The 17,321-nt window shown below is 50.3% G+C and carries 13 protein-coding genes; 7 read left to right on the top strand and 6 right to left on the bottom strand.

Annotated features, from left to right (window positions below; translation table 11 throughout):
- Positions 1-146 precede the first annotated feature (146 nt).
- The 3 genes from J3999_RS02240 to trxA all read right to left on the bottom strand — a co-directional run bounded on the left by J3999_RS02240 (position 147) and on the right by trxA (position 2,224).
- Positions 147-401 (bottom strand): type B 50S ribosomal protein L31, encoded by a 255-nt coding sequence (locus J3999_RS02240; protein ID WP_208126349.1) that lies wholly within the window; start codon positions 399-401, stop codon positions 147-149.
- A 133-nt stretch (positions 402-534) separates the two neighbouring features.
- Positions 535-1,791: a transcription termination factor Rho gene (gene rho / locus J3999_RS02235; protein ID WP_173286555.1), complete on the bottom strand. Its 1,257-nt coding sequence runs from the start codon at positions 1,789-1,791 to the stop codon at positions 535-537.
- 118 nt (positions 1,792-1,909) lie between these two features.
- On the bottom strand, positions 1,910-2,224 hold the full coding sequence (gene trxA, locus J3999_RS02230) for a thioredoxin TrxA (protein ID WP_173286553.1): 315 nt from the start codon (positions 2,222-2,224) through the stop codon (positions 1,910-1,912).
- Between the two features lie 391 nt (positions 2,225-2,615).
- Between trxA and uvrD the strand changes: the two genes are divergently transcribed.
- The 4 genes from uvrD to J3999_RS02210 all read left to right on the top strand — a co-directional run bounded on the left by uvrD (position 2,616) and on the right by J3999_RS02210 (position 7,853).
- Positions 2,616-4,874, top strand: coding sequence for a DNA helicase II (gene uvrD, locus J3999_RS02225; protein WP_208126348.1), 2,259 nt, complete (start codon positions 2,616-2,618; stop codon positions 4,872-4,874).
- Positions 4,875-5,154: 280 nt separating this feature from the next.
- Entirely contained in the window at positions 5,155-5,778 is a 624-nt protein-coding gene (locus J3999_RS02220) for an ATP-binding cassette domain-containing protein (protein ID WP_243755242.1), read from the top strand.
- A gap of 2 nt (positions 5,779-5,780) precedes the next feature.
- Entirely contained in the window at positions 5,781-6,590 is an 810-nt protein-coding gene (gene fetB / locus J3999_RS02215) for an iron export ABC transporter permease subunit FetB (protein ID WP_243755241.1), read from the top strand.
- Positions 6,591-7,853, top strand: a complete 1,263-nt coding sequence (locus J3999_RS02210) for a TlpA disulfide reductase family protein (protein ID WP_208126347.1) — start codon at positions 6,591-6,593, stop codon at positions 7,851-7,853.
- 29 nt (positions 7,854-7,882) lie between these two features.
- On the opposite strand, the gene J3999_RS02205 is transcribed toward J3999_RS02210, so the two are convergent.
- Together J3999_RS02205 and J3999_RS02200 are read right to left on the bottom strand one after the other, a co-directional pair.
- Positions 7,883-8,875 carry a hypothetical protein gene (locus J3999_RS02205; RefSeq protein ID WP_208126346.1) on the bottom strand — a complete coding sequence of 331 codons (993 nt, stop codon included), beginning with the start codon at positions 8,873-8,875 and terminating at the stop codon, positions 7,883-7,885.
- A gap of 154 nt (positions 8,876-9,029) precedes the next feature.
- On the bottom strand, positions 9,030-10,193 hold the full coding sequence (locus J3999_RS02200; RefSeq protein ID WP_208126345.1) for a hypothetical protein: 1,164 nt from the start codon (positions 10,191-10,193) through the stop codon (positions 9,030-9,032).
- 446 nt (positions 10,194-10,639) lie between these two features.
- On the opposite strand from J3999_RS02200, the gene J3999_RS02195 reads away from it, so the two are divergent.
- The 3 genes from J3999_RS02195 (at position 10,640) to J3999_RS02185 (ending at position 14,534) form a co-directional block, all read left to right on the top strand.
- Positions 10,640-10,888: a hypothetical protein gene (locus J3999_RS02195; protein WP_208126344.1), complete on the top strand. Its 249-nt coding sequence runs from the start codon at positions 10,640-10,642 to the stop codon at positions 10,886-10,888.
- 93 nt (positions 10,889-10,981) lie between these two features.
- Positions 10,982-13,165: a TonB-dependent receptor gene (locus J3999_RS02190; protein WP_208126343.1), complete on the top strand. Its 2,184-nt coding sequence runs from the start codon at positions 10,982-10,984 to the stop codon at positions 13,163-13,165.
- Between the two features lie 439 nt (positions 13,166-13,604).
- Complete coding sequence (locus J3999_RS02185; protein ID WP_208126342.1) at positions 13,605-14,534, top strand: DnaJ C-terminal domain-containing protein; 930 nt, start codon at positions 13,605-13,607, stop codon at positions 14,532-14,534.
- A gap of 77 nt (positions 14,535-14,611) precedes the next feature.
- Here J3999_RS02185 and J3999_RS02180 read toward each other — a convergent pair whose 3' ends face one another.
- Positions 14,612-17,305 (bottom strand): methyl-accepting chemotaxis protein, encoded by a 2,694-nt coding sequence (locus J3999_RS02180; RefSeq protein WP_208126341.1) that lies wholly within the window; start codon positions 17,303-17,305, stop codon positions 14,612-14,614.
- Positions 17,306-17,321 lie beyond the last annotated feature (16 nt).

Below are 17,321 nucleotides of genomic sequence, written 5' to 3'. Positions count from 1 at the left end.
AACCTGGTGAATTCATTTCAATAGTGCTGTTACTTTAAGCAGTTTTTGGGCCTTTTGCCACTTTTGCATGCCGGTTTGCGAAATTGCAGGCATAAAAAAACGCGGTATAAACCGCGCTTTTGACAAAAGTCGAATCGTTTCGGCGATTAAGCGCGACGACGACCAAACTTCTGTTTGAACTTCTCAACACGACCTTCGGTATCAACAAGAGTCTGCTTACCAGTGTAGAAAGGGTGAGAAGCGCTAGAAACTTCAATACGAACTAGCGGATATTCGTTACCGTCTAGAGTAATGGTTTCGCCAGAAGTTTTTTCAATAGTCGAACGAGTAACGAAAGTCTCACCAGTAGAGATGTCCTGGAAAACTACGTCCTTATATTCTGGATGAATGTCTGCTTTCATGATGACGGTCCATTAATAGTTAATTTCGAAAGAAAAATGCATTATATGGATTCAATCCGTAAATGCAAGTTTCTTTTTTAGTTTAAGTAAAAAGAATCAACGGCTTAGATGCCATGAGGCGGTTTTTCGACAATTATCGCTTCATCGCCTCGAACAGGTCGCCGTTGGTTTTGCTGACTTTCATCTGATCAATCAGCGTTTCGATCGCTTCGACTTCGTTCATGCCGCCCATGAATCGACGCAGTACCCAGATGTTCTGGTACTCGTCCTGATCCATAAGCAGTTCTTCCTTACGGGTACCGGATTTGGTGATGTTGATCGCAGGGAAGGTACGTTTTTCGGCGATATTGCGCGACAGGTGCAGTTCCATGTTACCGGTACCTTTGAATTCCTCAAAGATAACCTCATCCATTTTGGAACCGGTATCGACCAGTGCCGTGGCGATAATTGTCAGAGAGCCGCCTTCTTCGATATTACGTGCCGCACCGAAAAAGCGTTTCGGACGATGCAGAGCGTTGGCATCGACACCACCGGTCAGGATTTTTCCGGAAGCCGGAACCACGGTGTTATAAGCACGTGCCAGACGGGTGATCGAATCCAGAAGGATGACTACGTCGGTTTTGTGTTCAACCAGACGTTTGGCTTTTTCGATAACCATTTCCGCAACCTGAACATGGCGAGCAGCCGGTTCATCGAAGGTCGAGGAGATAACTTCACCTTTGACGGTACGCTGCATCTCGGTAACTTCTTCCGGACGTTCGTCGATCAGCAGTACGATCAGGTAACAGTCAGGATAGTTTTCCGCGATAGACTGGGCCATCTGCTGCAGAATCACGGTTTTACCGGATTTCGGCGGCGCGACGATCAGACCACGCTGACCTTTACCGAAAGGCGCTGCGATGTCGATAATACGCGAAGTGATGTCTTCGGTCGAACCGTTACCCAATTCCATACGCAGGCGCTCGTTGGCGTGCAGAGGCGTCAGGTTTTCGAAAGCAATCTTCTTGCGTGCGACTTCTGGATCTTCAAAGTTGATCTTCTCAACCTTTAACAGGGCGAAATAGCGCTCACCTTCTTTCGGCGGGCGAATTTTACCTTGAATGGTATCCCCTTTGCGCAGGCCGAAACGGCGGATCTGGCTAGGCGAAACATAAAGGTCGTCCGGACCGGCAAGATAAGAACTGTCTTCGGTTCTTAAGAAACCAAAGCCATCCGGCAGAATTTCCAATACCCCTTCACCATAGATGTCTTCACCATTTTTGGAATGTGCTTTCAAAATGGCGAAAATCATGTCCTGTTTACGTAAACGGGCAAGATTCTCCAGTCCCATTGAGCTTGCTAGGTCAATAAGTTCTGCTGCTGAACGTTTTTTTAAATCTAATAAATGCATACTTCAATTTCGATTGTTTAATTGTGAGCGTGTAGCTGGGAAGCTGCAGTCGCAGTCGTATAGGATGTGTCTGTGAAGGGTTCACTCCCGAGCGGTGCCCGGAAGTGCAAGAAAATTCTTATAGGTTATCGTCTAGGAATTTAACCAGTTGAGATTTTGATAGTGCGCCGACCTGAGTTGCGTCCACTTCACCGTTCTTGAACAACATTAAGGTCGGGATACCGCGTACACCGTATTTAGGAGGAGTTGTCGGGTTTTCATCGATATTCAGTTTGGCAACTTTTACTCGACCTTCAAACTCAGTGGAAATTTCATCCAAAATTGGCGCGATCATTTTGCACGGGCCACACCATTCTGCCCAAAAGTCGACCAGTACCGGTACGTCTGACTGTAGCACTTCCGCTTCAAAGTTCGCGTCGCTTGTAGAAATCATGTTTTCTCCTTCTCTCTTGCATACTTTTATTTAGCTCCTTGCGCAAATACACCTCGCCCAAAATTTTTGGTTTTGAAAGCAAAATAGGGGAAAGAGTTGCGGAGCTTTTTTGTCTGAAATGACTTAAAAAGACTCAAAGACGAGCGTTTTTTAGAGTCTCTGAATCAATGAAGTTTTTTGAATTTGTTAATTATTACATTATTTAAAATTAAATAGCAAGAGATATCGTTGGAATTTTTTTGCTGTTTGCGGGCATTTTCTACGCTTCCTTATTAAGGTGTATTTGCACAGAGTAAGGCGGAAAAATGGATCAAATTGGCGTAGGATATACGAATTATTCAAACAACCCGATAAACGGGTAAAAAAGCTTCCAAGCGGACGATAAAGATTAATGGATATCTCCTTTATTTTAGATGATTTAAACGATGCCCAGCGTCAAGCGGTGACGCTGGATGAAAGTCACGGTTTAATTCTGGCCGGAGCGGGCAGTGGAAAAACACGGGTGTTGGTGCATCGCATCGCCTGGCTGACCAAAGTTATGGGCTACTCTCCGTACAATATTCTGGCAGTGACCTTTACCAATAAAGCCGCCAACGAAATGCGCGGGCGTGTCGAAAACCTGATCGGACAGCAGGCCGGTGGTCTGACAATGGGAACCTTTCACGGCATTGCGTATAGAATTTTGCGGCAGCATTATCAGGACGCGAATCTGCCGAATAATTTCCAGATACTCGATGCCGACGACCAGAAGCGTGTTTTGAAGCGGCTTTTGAAAGCAATGGATCTGGACGAGACGCAATGGCCGGTCAAACAGGTGCAGGCTTTTATTAATGGTGAAAAAGAAGAGGGGCGCCGCCCGCATCATATCGAAATCGGTCATAACCCTTATGTCGCCAAACTGGTTGAAATTTATAAGGAGTATGAAGAACTCTGCCAGCGCGGCGGTCTGGTGGATTTTGCCGAATTGCTGTTGCGTGCGCATGAACTGTGGTTGAAGAAGCCGCATATCCTTGGCCACTATCAGGCGCGTTTCCGGCATATTCTGGTTGATGAGTTCCAAGACACCAATACGCTTCAATATGCCTGGCTGCGGGTTCTGGCCGGAGCCAGCGGCAAGCTGTTTGTGGTCGGCGACGACGATCAGTCGATCTACGGCTGGCGCGGAGCGCGGGTAGAAAATATCCGTCAGTTCGATCAGGATTTTGCCGGCACGCTGATGGTCCGTCTGGAGCAGAACTACCGTTCGACCGGCACGATTCTGAAAGCGGCCAATGCACTGATTTCGCATAACGACAGCCGTATGGGCAAACAGTTATGGAGTGCCGGCGAAGAGGGGGATCCGATCCTTCTGTATGAGGCGTTTAACGAGTTTGACGAGGCACGCTATGTGACGTCGCGGATTGAAAACTGGGTCGAACAGGGTGGACAGCGTGATGAAATCGCGGTTTTGTACCGTTCCAATGCGCAATCGCGGATGATTGAGCAGGCATTGATGCAGGCGCAGATTCCGTACCGTGTTTATGGTGGTTTGCGTTTCTATGACCGAGCCGAAGTTAAGGATGTACTGGCGTATTTGCGTCTGGTGGTGAATCGTGAAGACGATGCCGCTTTCGAACGTGTCTATAACCACCCGCCGCGCGGTATCGGTCAGAAAACCGCCGATTCGATCCGGCAGGTGGCTCGCGATCAGCAGATATCGCTGTGGCAGGCTTCTCAAATGCTGCTTGATAACAGTTTAAAAGCGCGAGCAAAGACGGCGGTTCAAGGTTTTATTGATCTGATCGAGCAGCTCCAGGACGCTTTGCGCGAACAGGATCTTGAGCAGCAGTTCGTCAAAACCATTTCTCTGTCCGGATTGCAGGCGCACTTTGAAAAAGATCAATCGGAGCAGGGGCAGGGCCGTCTGGAAAACCTTGATGAATTAATCAGCGCCGCCGCGCAATTCGACAATCGTGCCAAACAGCAGACGGCTGCGGGAATCAATACGGAAGAGGCTGTTATGGCCGCCGAGGATGAGTCCGTCCAGTTGGACGGCAACACCATTATTGATAATCCCGAACAGAGTACTCTGGAAGAGTTCTTGGCGCAGTCGGCACTGGAAGCGGGTGAACAGCAGGCAGATGCGTGGGAGTCTTGCGTGCAACTGATGACAATGCACTCGGCCAAGGGATTGGAGTTCCCACTGGTGTTTATGATCGGTATGGAAGAAGGCCTCTTCCCGTCACAGCAGTCGCAGGAGGATGCGGCGCGTCTCGAAGAAGAGCGTCGTCTGGCGTACGTCGGTATTACCCGTGCCGAGAAACAGCTGATTATGACCTTTGCCCAGCGCCGCCGTTTACACGGTTCCGAGTTTTTCCCGGTGATGTCACGCTTTATTAAAGAGATTCCGCCGGAGTATATTCAGGAAGTGCGTCTTTCCGGACGCGTGCAACCGACGATGGAGCGTGAAGGTTCAGCCGGTTTTACTTCGAGTGCAAGACAAAATGAAACCGGTTTTCAGATCGGTGAAAGAGTCAGCCACGCCAAATTCGGGGATGGCATCGTGCTGAATTACGAAGGCAGCGGTGAGCATGCGCGGATTCATGTGAATTTTACCGAGTTCGGTAGCAAGTGGCTGGTATTGGCTTACGCCCGCCTGGAAAAACGCTAGAACTTCCTGAAGTTTTGCTACTCTGTGTTACTTGGCGCTCATTTAGTCTAGCTAAACTTCGCTTCAAGTGCCTTGATTAGCAAAACTTCAGAGTGTTCTAGAATTTTAAGGTCTGGTTTTGCTCGTCGCTTATTTAGAGTGACTGCAAAAACGTCTGGAACGGTTTTGAACGTAAGCCCCAAAGGGGTAAAGCACATGGATGTGCTTTATAAACCGCGCTCCGAGCGCCTTGATTAGCTAAACTTCAAAGTGTTCTAGAATTAAATAAAGTGGGAAATTGATGCAAGCTTTATTGGAAATCGCTGACTTACAGGCGCCGGGAATGCGCCAGCCGGTTAACTGGCGGATTGGCGCCGGGCAGCTATGGTTGCTGTACGGGCCTTCCGGCAGCGGTAAATCGCAATTGCTGAAAGCGATGGCCGATCTGATCGAGCATGATGGCAAGGTTTTGCTTGAGGAGCTGGCGGCCGATTCTATGCCGGCCCCGGTTTGGCGACGTCAGGTTATGTATTTTTCGGCGGAAACGGCCTGGTGGATGGAAACGGTCGGTGAGCATTTTATTCAATCGCCGTCGGCGCAGACTCTGCAGCAAGTCGGCTTGAATGACACGATTCTGCAACAGCATCCGGATCAGCTTTCAAGTGGCGAAAAGCAGCGTTTGGCGTTGCTGAGAGGGCTGGCATTTGAACCGAAAGTCTTGCTTTTGGATGAGACCAGTGCCAATCTGGATCCGGACAGTACTTTGCAGGTGGAAACGCTTTTGCAGGACTACTTGCAGCAGGGGCAAAGAGCCGCGATCTGGATCAGTCACGATCAGGCGCAAAGAGACCGGTTGGCTTGTCCGACCTATTGCTGTTCCATCGAAGAACTGCAGAAAACGTCACCGCAGGCGCAGGAGGCTTAAGTATGGAAACGCAGATGATTCTGATCAGTTACTGGGATCTGGCCATGCTTTCCGTGCTGGTAGCATTGATGGGCGGTATCTTATGGTTGCAGGGGTTTACCCATGTCGGTCAATATTTTTGGGCCAATGTGCGGGCGGTGGCGCAGCTCTCTTTTATGGGGGTCTGGCTTACCTGGGTATTTTATGCCGATAATCCGATCTGGGTTGCGCTGGTGGGATTGATTATGCTGCTGGCGGCCGGTTATGAGATTGCCAAGCGGCAGCAGTACCGTTTTCAGAAGTACAGCAGCATTCTTATCGGGCTTATGTCCCTTTCCGTTACCGCACTGGTATTGCTGGTCGCCGTCTTGACTCTGGTCATTCAGCCCGATCCCTGGTATCAGCCGCAATACGCCATTCCGCTTCTCGGGATGCTGCTCGGTAATAGCATGACGGCGATCGGCGTCGGTCTGGATAACTTGACCCGTAATACCAAACAGCTTAAAAATAAGATCGAGGCGCAACTTGCATTGGGTTACAGTGCCAAAGAGTCGATGAAGTTTATTAAGCAGCAAAGTCTGCACGCTTCGATGATTCCGGTGATCAATATGCTGGTCGCGGCCGGGGTCATTTCTCTGCCGGGCATGATGACCGGGCAGATCCTTGCCGGAGCCAGTCCGATGGAAGCGGTCAAATACCAGATTATGATCATGCTGTTGATCGCGACATCGACGGCAGCAGGGACTTTGATTGCGGTAGAGATGGCGGCCAAAAAGCTGTTTGACGAGCGCCAGCGCTTACACTTGAGTGTTCTTGAAAAGGCGAAAAAATAGATGCGTATCGTTTATCTGTTCATGTGTTTGTTTTGGCTGGGGGCGTCTCAGGCGGCCGACTGGCAGGGACGTCTTGAGCAGATAGGCGATGCGGAAATCCCGCTTTTCGAATTGCGTCCGGAGGACGCTCAGGCGCAGATCCTGTGGTTGCCGTCGGAATACGGCGTTCTGAGTCAGGAACGAAAAATCGCCGAGCAACTGGCGGACAAAGGATTTGCGGTGACTATGCTGGATCCTTATGAAGCGCTGTTCCTCTCGCCGACCCCCAGCGCGTTCGAGAAAATACCGGCGGATTGGATCAGAATTCTGATCGAGCGCTTGCATGACGAGCAGAAACCTTTGTGGATTCTTGCCCCGAACCGGGCCGGTATCCTAGCATTAAAGGCTTTGGAAGCTTATCAGCGTGCCGAGCCGCTCAGCCAGGTCGGTCTGTTGCTGATCAATCCCAACCTCTATCTCAATACGCCGGAACCGGGGAAATCGGCCGATTACTGGCCGCAGGTCAGCAATGCGAATTTACCCATATCGGTATTGCAGGCGGAACTCTCTCCGTGGCGTTGGCATCTGCTGGAGTTGCAGGAGACACTAAGTCTTCAGGGCAGCGATGTTTTTATTCAGTTGATGCCGGAGTTGCGAGACCGTTTCTATTTCCGCCCGGATGCCTTGCCGCGCGAGAAGCAGGCAGCGGATCGGCTCGCCGAACAGTTGATCGATGCCATGCATTGGCAGCTTCCTTATCTGGCCGAGTCCCGACAGATTCATAAAGCAAGTGCACAGGCTCTCCCGCAAGCAACGCGTTCCTTGGAGTTAAGTGTTTATCAGGGTGCTCAGAACCTGCCGTTACAGCTGCTAAGTCTGCAGGGCGAGACGGTCGATTTGCAGCAGCTTAAAGGCAAGGTTGTTTTGCTGAATTTCTGGGCCAGCTGGTGTCCGCCTTGCGTGCATGAAATGCCGTCGATGGCGGCCTTGAAACAACAGCTGAAAAACCGGCCTTTTGAAATTCTCGCGGTCAATCTGGGAGAAGACCGCGAAACGGTGCAGGCTTTCAACCGTCAACATCAGTTGAATTTCCCTATTCTGCTCGACCCTGAAGGAAAGGCGGTAAAAGACTGGAAAGTCTTTGCTTATCCAAGCAGTTACCTAATCGATGCCGAGGGCATTATCCGTTTTGCGCTTTTCGGTGGTACTGATTGGCAGGCCGAGCATCACTTGCACAAACTCGAAGAGCTGTTGCAGCAAGCTTCAGTCTCGGCACGTCCATAGAGACGAAATGCTCCATCGCAGAGGTTTTCTCAATTGATAAGCGCTTCCCAAACCGGAGTGTGTGCTTGACTCGCCAGCAGTAAAAATTCGCCTGCGTCTGCGGGACTTGAAAGTTTGGCAGCGGCATTATTAAACCCATTATCCTGTGTAATAAACGAGGATAATTCCTGCCCCGGAAGGGGTTCCAGCGCCTGTAAAACATCATCTGTTACCAGTACACCTGCGGTGTCGTCAATCAGATTCAGCTGGTTGTCAATAAAAGCCGCCGTCGGTTCGGTTGATTCATATAGCATAGTCTGCAAAGCTGCATTCGCTACGGGCAGCATTTGTTGTCCGATGAAATCGACCGATTGCAGACCTGTTTCGAGCATTGCGACAGACTCTTTGGCGATCGATTGCGGCAAAGTGATTAAGCCTGTTTCAACGGCCTGCTGAAAGTCGGCAGTACTGGTACGGATTGCCGAGAATAATGAAAGAAGGCTCTGCTGGAATTCGGGGGCAAGCTCATTTAAGACTTCGAATACCTGTGTCACCTGCGGCGTAATCTGTTCATCAATTAATACCGGTACCGTTTTAAGATCGGTTCTGGCAATGTCGATTAAAGCGGCGCTCATCGGATTGAGTATTTGCGTGAAGTAACCGATTCCCGATTGGATTGCTTCCATTGCTTGCCCGTTGATTTCGCCCAGCTGGTTAAGCGCTTCAGTTACGGTTTGTGGATCCGTTTTATCACCCAGAATGTTCGAAGCTTCAGCAGATACCGCCTCAGCCAGAGAGACAAGTGTTTCCGGTGCTTTATTCAACGGTTCGATCAGTGTGTCAAAGGAAGGCAGGTCGGAAGGTGGCTCCATTTCGGAAGGAAGCAGACTGTGCAGATTGTCTAAATGACGTTCTAACAGTTCGGTGTTTTGCAGGTTGCGTAAATGATTTTCCAGCAGTTCGGTGTTTTGCAGGTTATTCAGATGTCTCTCGAAAAGCTCCGAGACCGCGGCGATATTTTGGTTCAAAATGGCTGTCGGCATAGTAATGTCCGGTTGAGTGGTCTAATCGACATGGCGTCGTTGTAACGTTTAAGTAATGCCATATCTCGATAAGGTATTACTTAAACGCTAGATAGCATAAAAAGGCGTAATATGAAATTACGCCTTTCTGAACGTCTTCTCTAAGGCTTAAATATTAGCCGGCGAAGAAGTCCTGGAAAGATTGAGCCGGATTGAAGCCTTGAGGTGGCTGTAAACCGTCGAATGCGCCCATCAGTCCTTCCAGAGGATTGCCCATATCGCCAGGTGCGGACGCCATCGGGTTCATCCCTTCGATAAATGCTTGTGCCGGCGCGGTTGCCTCTGCGATGAAGCTGCCGATCAATCCGGATTCAGGTGCTTCTGGATCAATAATTCCGCTAAAGAATTCATCGCTTAAATAGCCGCCGGTTTCTTGAAAGCTGGCGATCAGTTCCTGACCGAAGCCTGCCATGCTTTCAGGCATGCTTGCCAGGCCTTCCAGACTGGTGACTACGGCTGTCGCAGAATCTTGAAATGCGGTTGCGACGGTTTCAGGATCAAAACTCTCGGTAATGCCGGTTAGCGTGCCTTGGACATCGATCATGCCGGATGCGTCGAACAGTGTTTGGGTCAGTGTCGCAATGGATCCAGACGTTGTTGCTGCCGTAGTCACGATTTCGTTTGCGGCGTTAACCATTTGCGGCAGTGCCGAACCGTCTTCTGTGGAGATTACTGAACCGATAACGGAGCTAGCGATTTGCGGAAGGCTTCCAACGGCCGTTGCGGCATAGGAGATGGTTCCCGCTGCATTGCTGATGCCTTCCACAAACATACCTGTTCCTTGAGCAGGAAGGCCTAGAAGGGCTGTTTGAGCTTCCTGTAAAGGTCCCATATTCTCGCTCAGTGTTTCAATCGCACCCGGAATTGCGCCGATAACCTCGGTGTTCAGTACCTCAAGTCCTCCGGCAAAGGCTGCAGCCCCTTGGGAAATGCCGCCGGTAACCGCTCCCAGTACATCTCCGTTGAAAGTCGCCAGTGCCTGATCGAAGCCGCCGGTCACACCCGACAGAATACTGTCTCCCAGTTCGGCTGCTGTCGGCAGTCCAGCTTCGGTCAGAGAATCAAGGCCAGGAAGCCCGGCACCATCCATTCCTGGAATGGACGGTGTTGGCATCTCTCCGAAGCCTGAGAAAGGTGACTCACCGATACCTGAAGTGATAAGGCCGGTTAGCATTCCCAACCCGCCAAGCGGATTGGCTGCTTCACCGGGAAAATTGTTAAAAAACGTTCCTTCAGGAGTTTCTGTTTCAAATGGAGTGCCTGTAAATAGCATTGCCATGGTTTATTATCCTTCGTCTGTATTATTTATTGTTAATAAGTTATTGATATATTTTCTAAATCGTTTGCCGATTTAGGGCTCGCAAACTTGCCGTGAAGAAAGCGCCGGAAATAAAATTCTGGCCACCCAATGAAAAAAATAAAAGGTGATATTTCTTACTAGTAAGCTTTGCTTACCGTAGGGCATAGTAAAGGCTAAGGATGGTTTTATCTATATTCAGGAAGTGAAAAGATTTTTTAAAATTTTTCTTGGATAATTAGTTTTTTTTATAAACATCCTCTCAGAGGATAAATTTCTGTAGGCAGTGAAAGGCGGTTTCTGCAGATTACGGGGCTGCTTTTAACAAAGATTCCTTTATAATCCAAAGAATGGAACTCTCTAAAGCCGCTTCGCCAACGCTGCAATCGCGATTTTTCTTAAATCCATTCCGTTTTTGGAAATGGATTTTGTTGCTATTTGTATTGGCGCAGACTGCGGCGGTTATTCACGCCGAGGTTCATCCTTTCCATGAGCACTCTGCGTACTGCGATGCCTTCGATCAGGCTTCCGAACCGCGAGTTCACAGTGCCTTTTTCAGTTTCTTGGCTCCCGGCTTTTCGACGCCGGAATATCTTCCGACGCTCTATTCGTTTGTCGTTCAAATTAGGGCTTATGCCTCCTATTCCGTCCGCGCGCCACCACGCCTGAATCCGTAATTTTTCACACGTAAAGACCCCGTTCTGCTGCACCTGAGGCAGTATCGTTCAGGGAGGATTGCGTACAAAATCAACTGATTCAGGAAACGAAAGATGAGATTAAATCGATTAACGCTGGCCATTGCGGTGGCCGGCGGCATGCCTGTGTCTGTCTATGCAGATCAGGCAATCAACACCATTCTGGAAAACATTACCGTATCGGCGTCACCGATTCATGAGCATGAGGCTTTTGAAGTGCCGTCACAGATTGATGCAGTGGATGAAGAGACGAAACGTGCTTTGCAAAGCGGCTCTCTAGGTGAAATGCTGTCGCAGACGCCGGGGGTGAATAACCTGTCGGCCGGCCCACAGTCGGGCAAGCCTGTGATTCGCGGCATGACCGGTGAGCGCGTAAAAGTTTTGTCGAACGGGAGCAGCACCGACTATCAAGCGTATGGAACACGTCATTTGCCGAATGTCGATCCTTACCTTGCCGGGCGTATTGAGGTGATCCGCGGGCCGCAAAGTGTCCTTTACGGCTCGGAAGCCTTGGGGGGCGTGGTCAATGTATTGTCCGACCCGCTGCCGTTCGAGCAGGAACAGCACGGTGAAGTGGACTTTGAACTCAATAGTAATAATGACGAGATGCATGTCGGAACCAAAGTCGGTGCCGGCTCGCGTGATTTTGCCATCAGCGCCGGTGCCAGTATCCGCAAAGCGGACGATTTCAAAGTTCCGAATGCGGATACTGCTGTCAGTCCGACTCCGGCCTCGCCGGCCGACGATCGTCCACTGTTTGTCGGTACGGTCCCCTATACCAATTTCGAAAACCGGGCAGCGAATATCGGTTTAGGCTGGCGTCAGGGGTGGGGGCAAATCACTTTACGTCACCAGCTTTGGCAGTCGAAGCAGAACTATTTGGGTATTGAGGCGGACGGGCCGAATAGTGCATTTGAGGCTTTGCCGACCGGACAGAAGTTGAGCAATCAGGAAACCCAGTTGAGCGCGGAAATTTTTTCCGGTGACTGGATTTTAAAGCCATCCTGGGTTTATACGCTTAACAAGCGTGAAGCGGCGCATGATTTGCCGTATGAAACCATGGCTCAGGATGAAGGCGAAGACCATTACCTCAATCTGGAAGTAAAACGCCATGACTTGAAAATGGCTGCCGAGCACCCGTCATTCGGTGATTTTGAGGGTGAGATCGGTGTCGAATTCAGTGAAAAAGAGCAACGTCTGTTATCCGGGCATTTGACGCCGAGCGCCGATGTCAGCAAGCAGGCGGTGTATCTGTTTGAAGAGGCTGATTACGACCGCTGGCTGGTACAGATCGGTGCGCGCTACGACTGGCATCATGTGTATGCGCCGGTAGACGGTAATAATGAACACTTTACCGAAGAAGCGGGGATTTTTGACGAGTCCAATAATGAACGTGATTTCGCCGTCTGGTCCGGATCTCTCGGTGCGACCTACCGATTGGACGATAGTTGGAGTCTGGCCGGGAATATTGCCCGCGGTTTCCGTGCGCCGAGCATTTTCGAACTCTATGCCGGCGGTGAGCACGGAGGCGTTCAGGCGTATCAGATCGGGAATCCTGAGTTGGAAGAAGAGACTGCTTTGAATACCGATCTGTCTTTACGCTGGGACAACGGCGCCACACGTATGGTGGCGACAGCCTATCAGAACTGGGTCGATAATTATATTTATCTGGCAAATACCGGGTTGTGTCGCGGGTCGGAAGGTTCGCCAAATGAAGGTGAAATCGTCGCCTGTGATTCGGGCGGCGCTTTGCCGGAAATGCAGGCACAGCAGACGGATGCGGTTATTCGCGGTTTTGAATTCAATATTGATCACCGCTGGAACAAGCAGTGGCAGTCGTCTTTGGCTTTGGAGTGGATTCAGGGGCGCGATGAAGACAATTCTCGCGATCTTCCTCTGATTCCGGCGCATAATATGCTGGTTCAGAACAGTTATCTACCGGCGGACTGGAACGGCTTTACCAGACAGAAATGGACTGTGGAAACCAAGCTGGTGGCGGATAAAGACTCGGCCGGTGCTTATGAACCTTTCTCGCAGTTCGACAATATGTCGATCGGGCGAGCTTCAACCGATGCCTATGCTCTTTGGAATCTGCGTTACTCGGCGATGATTAAAGGTTCGCAGAACCAGAAACTGTATATGAATCTGGCGGTCGAGAATCTGTTTGATAAGTCCTATGTGGATTTCCTGGATACCTATAAAGGGTATACTCTGGCCCAAGGACGAAACTTCAAGTTGAATCTGCGCGTGGATTTCTAAAAAAGTCTTGTAGATTTACTTTGAACCCCGGTGCGATTTCGCTCCGGGGTTTTTTATTGCCCAAAAAAGAGGCGTACTATGCAGAAGTTAGTGCAAGTGTGGCGTTTTCTGTTTGGAAAATGTCATATCGCAAGTAGCTGCTTTTTGGCTGTTTCAATATTAAGATTCCGATTTCCTCAAGATACTGGTAATTGGAGTGGGTTGCTTTAAAAGTCAGGTGCTTACGGCCTCTGGCAATCAGGATATAATTGGGGTTTGACATAAACGCCTCCTGAAAAAAGAAGTGGATCTCAGGCAAATTGGATTGAATTTTACTGACATTTTGTGAATGTTTTATGATTGTTAACGCAATATTGATGCCAGTAGAACAGAATCCTTGAAATTTGTTTAGAGAGTCCTTATATATGCGGGCAGAAAAAGAATTCGTTAAGGAGCTTGAATGAGCAAGGATTATTACCAGATTTTAGGTGTGTCGCGTGCGGCCAGTGATGCGGAAATCAAAAAAGCCTATCGTAAGCTGGCGGCGAAATACCATCCGGATAAGAAGACCGGGGATGAAACCAAGTTTAAGGAAATCTCCGAAGCCTACGAAACTTTGAGCGACGCGGAAAAGCGTAATATGTACGATCAGTTTGGTTCGAATTATCAGCAGGCCGGTGCCGGAGGTTTTGGCGGCGGTTTCGGTGGCGAAGGTGGATTCGGCGGGGCCGACTTCGGTGATATCTTCGGCGATATGTTCGGCGGCGGTGCCGGTGGTTTCGGTGGTGCGGGCGGCTTTGGCGGCCAGCGTCAGGCGCGTCCTCGTAAAGGAGATGATCAGGTCGCTAAAGTCATGGTCAGTCTGGAGGAGGCCATTGAAGGCTGTGAGCGTGTAATCAACGTCGAAACCGGCGTCTCCAGCTCGCGCAGTCATTCGTATGATACCAAGCCGATTAAGGTGCGTATTCCGGCCGGAGTCTTGCAAGACCAGAAGATACGCGTTAAGGAAAAAGGTTTTCAGGGCGTGAATGGCGGTCCGCGCGGTGACGTGATTATTGAAATCAATCTGCAGAAGCACCCGAGTTTTAAAGTGGACGGCAAAGATGTAATTGTTGATCTTCCGGTTACCCCGTGGGAGGCCGCTTTGGGTGCCAAGGTGGAAATTCCGACTCTGAAAGGAAAGGTCAAGATGTCGATTGCACCGGGCACGCAGTCGGGGGCGAAAATGCGCTTGAAAGGTCGCGGGTTAGGCAAGGAACCGGGAAACCAGTATGTGGTGATCCAAATTCATACGCCGCCGGCGGATTCAGAGCAGGCCAAAGCGTTGTATGAGCAGATGGCTGAGGTTATGGCATTTAACCCTCGAGAAGAGGATGTGTCGTCAGTGTAATTACTGTTGCGCGCTTCTGTTTGAGTGAAAACGCACGCCGGAAGAGTCTGGTGTGCGTTTTTTTGTGCAGCGCTTTTTTACGACTTGTTCGGAAGGCGGCGGTTTAGATTGATAGCAAAGCCGGAAACCGTCTGCTGCAGTGCTTTGGACTGGCGGTCGACATCGCCGGAGAACTCCGAGAGTGATTCGACAAGATGGGCGTTTTGCTGGGTTGTCTGGTCGATATTGCTGATCGCCTGATTGACCTGGGTAATGCCTGTCGCCTGTTCCGAGCTGGATTGATTGATTCTGGCAATCAGCTCGTTGACCTCGTGAATGGCCGAGCGGATGTCCTGTAAGGCTTCGCTGGACTGTCCGGCAAGTTCGGTTCCTTTGTGAATCTGCTCTACGGTGTTGTCGATCAGCTGTTTGATCTGGTTGGCGGCATCGGCCGAATTTCCTGCCAGATTGCGGACTTCTCCGGCGACGACGGCAAAACCGCGTCCGGCTTCACCGGCTCGGGCAGCTTCAACCGCGGCATTTAACGCCAGCAGGTTGGTCTGGAAAGAGATGCTGTCTATCAGGCCGATAATATTGCTGATCTGTTCGCTGGCACTTTCGATACCGTGCATCGCTTCAATGGTTTGATTCATGATCAAAACCCCTTGCTGGGTTTTGTCTTGCGCTTTTTCAGCCAATTGGTAAGCCTGTTGCGCACTGTCCGAGTTGCTGCGCACCGAAGAGGTCATCTCTTCCATTGATGACGCGGTCTGTTCCAGTGCGGCGGCCTGGTTTTGCGTGCGTTCATTCAGGTCCATACTGCCGTGAGAGATCTGGTCTGCGCCACGGGTGACTTCATCGGAGGCGTTGCGGATGGTTGCGACCATTTCTGACAAGTGGTCGATAGAGTGATTCAATGCCGTTTGCAGTTCCTGCAATTCGCCGTCATATTGGCCTTCGACCATGCGGGTGAGATCGCCTTCCGACATGGCTTTTGCCGACTGAGTGATCTCATCAATCGCTTTTTCTATTTCTTCCAGTGAGGCGTTGACCGAATGTTTTAACTTCTCCATGTCGCCTTTCAAATCACCGGTTACGCGGTGCGAAAACTCGCCTTTCGCCGCGAATTCCATCGCTTCGGAAATCGTATTCACGGCAACATCCATCTGCTGCATCGCGTTATCAACCTGTTGTTTAAGTTCTCCTTTTACGTTTTGATCCAAACGTACCGAGAAATCGCCTTCGGCGATACCGAGCATGACTTCCGAGAGGGCTTGCATGGTTATTTCCACGCTTTGCGCTGAGAGGTTGATATCCTCTTTTAGATCCGACAAATCGCCATGCAGGTCGCTGTTGACCCGTAGATTGAATTGCCCCTGACTGATGGAGTGCATGACAAGACGGATTTCTTTGAAGGCCATATCCAGACTCTGCATCAGATGATTCAGTGCTTGAGCCGCTTCGGCAATTTCATCTTTACCGGATACCGGGTGGCGTTGGCTGAAATCACCGCTTTGCTGGATATTTTTCATGGTTTCGACCAAATCCTGCACCGGACGCGAAATGCTGCGGGCAATCAGGTAGGCCGCAATGCTGATAAGCAATAGGCCGACAATAACCATCCACCAAGTCGATTTCTGTAGCGCTTCCGAGCTGGCAAAAGCTTCTTCTTGCGACATCTCTGTGACCAGTGCCCATTGAGTCTCTTCAATTTTCAGAGGCGCGTAGGCGCTGATGACTTCGGTGCCTTGAAAGCTGCTGCCGGTTTGTACGCCGCTGCCGCCCTGCAAAGCGGACTTAAGAGTATGGTGAGCGCCGGTTTCATTCTGATGGGTAAAGGCATGGAGCACGCTGTGTTTAGGGTCGAGGCTGGCATCGGTGCGCATCAGTCCGTCGCTGCCGATAATAAAGCTGTCGCCACTGCTGCCCATTCCCGAACGATCGCTCATAATGGCATTGAGTTCCTCATAGGTAAACTCAACGGCAAGCAGGCCGATTTTTTTCCCTTCAAATACGACCGGTGCGACCATGAATGCAACAGGCGTTTTGCCGGCCGGGGCGTATTGACTGAAATCGATAAAAGTGGTTTGGCCTTCGCCCAGATTGCGAGCTTTTTGCCACGCTTGGGCCAGTGCGGAGGCTTGCCAGTTCGGTTGTTGCAGATCGATCCCGAAGTCGCCCTGTTTGCTGACGGAATAGAGCACGCGGGCAGAGTCTTTATCAAGCAGGTAGAGATCGTTGAAGTGGCTGTTGGTGATGAATTTGTGCACCACCGGCTGCATTGATGCGTGAATGGCGTGGTAGGCGGACTTGCTGGCTCCTTTCAGCAGTTTCCAGCGTTGATCTTTGGGGTTTTCGTTGCCGGCGATATAGTCGCCCTGCATCAACAGGGCAATATCATCAAGTTGAGAAACCGCTCTTCTAAGCCAGGCTTTATCTTTATCACTGTCTGCTTCCGAAGAGAGTTTAGCGCTTAGTTTCTCGCGAATAGCTTGTTTGTCGTTGTCGCTCAGGCCGTCGGCCAACGCCTGATAGCTTTTGACCTGGGGGGGCAGATAAAACATCGCTTGCAGAATAACCTGTGTATCGGCAAGGGTCAGCACCTCACGACGGACGGTTTCGAAGTATCTTTGAACGGAAGCTTTCTTGTTATCTCGCACCGATTCAAGCTGTTGGACCGCGAGAGTGTTTAGTCCCTGATCGGCTTTGTGGATGGCCAGAGAAGCGAAAATAAACAGAGGGATTAAACCGATAAGAAGGAAGCTGATGATCAGTTTTGGGAGCAGTTTCATAGTGATGCCCAATCCA

The sequence above is a fragment of the Thiomicrorhabdus sp. 6S3-12 genome (genome assembly GCF_017571475.1).
GTDB lineage: Bacteria > Pseudomonadota > Gammaproteobacteria > Thiomicrospirales > Thiomicrospiraceae > Thiomicrorhabdus.
The sequence above is the reverse complement of the archived record's forward strand: the minus strand, read 5'-3'. Positions and strand labels throughout refer to the sequence as shown.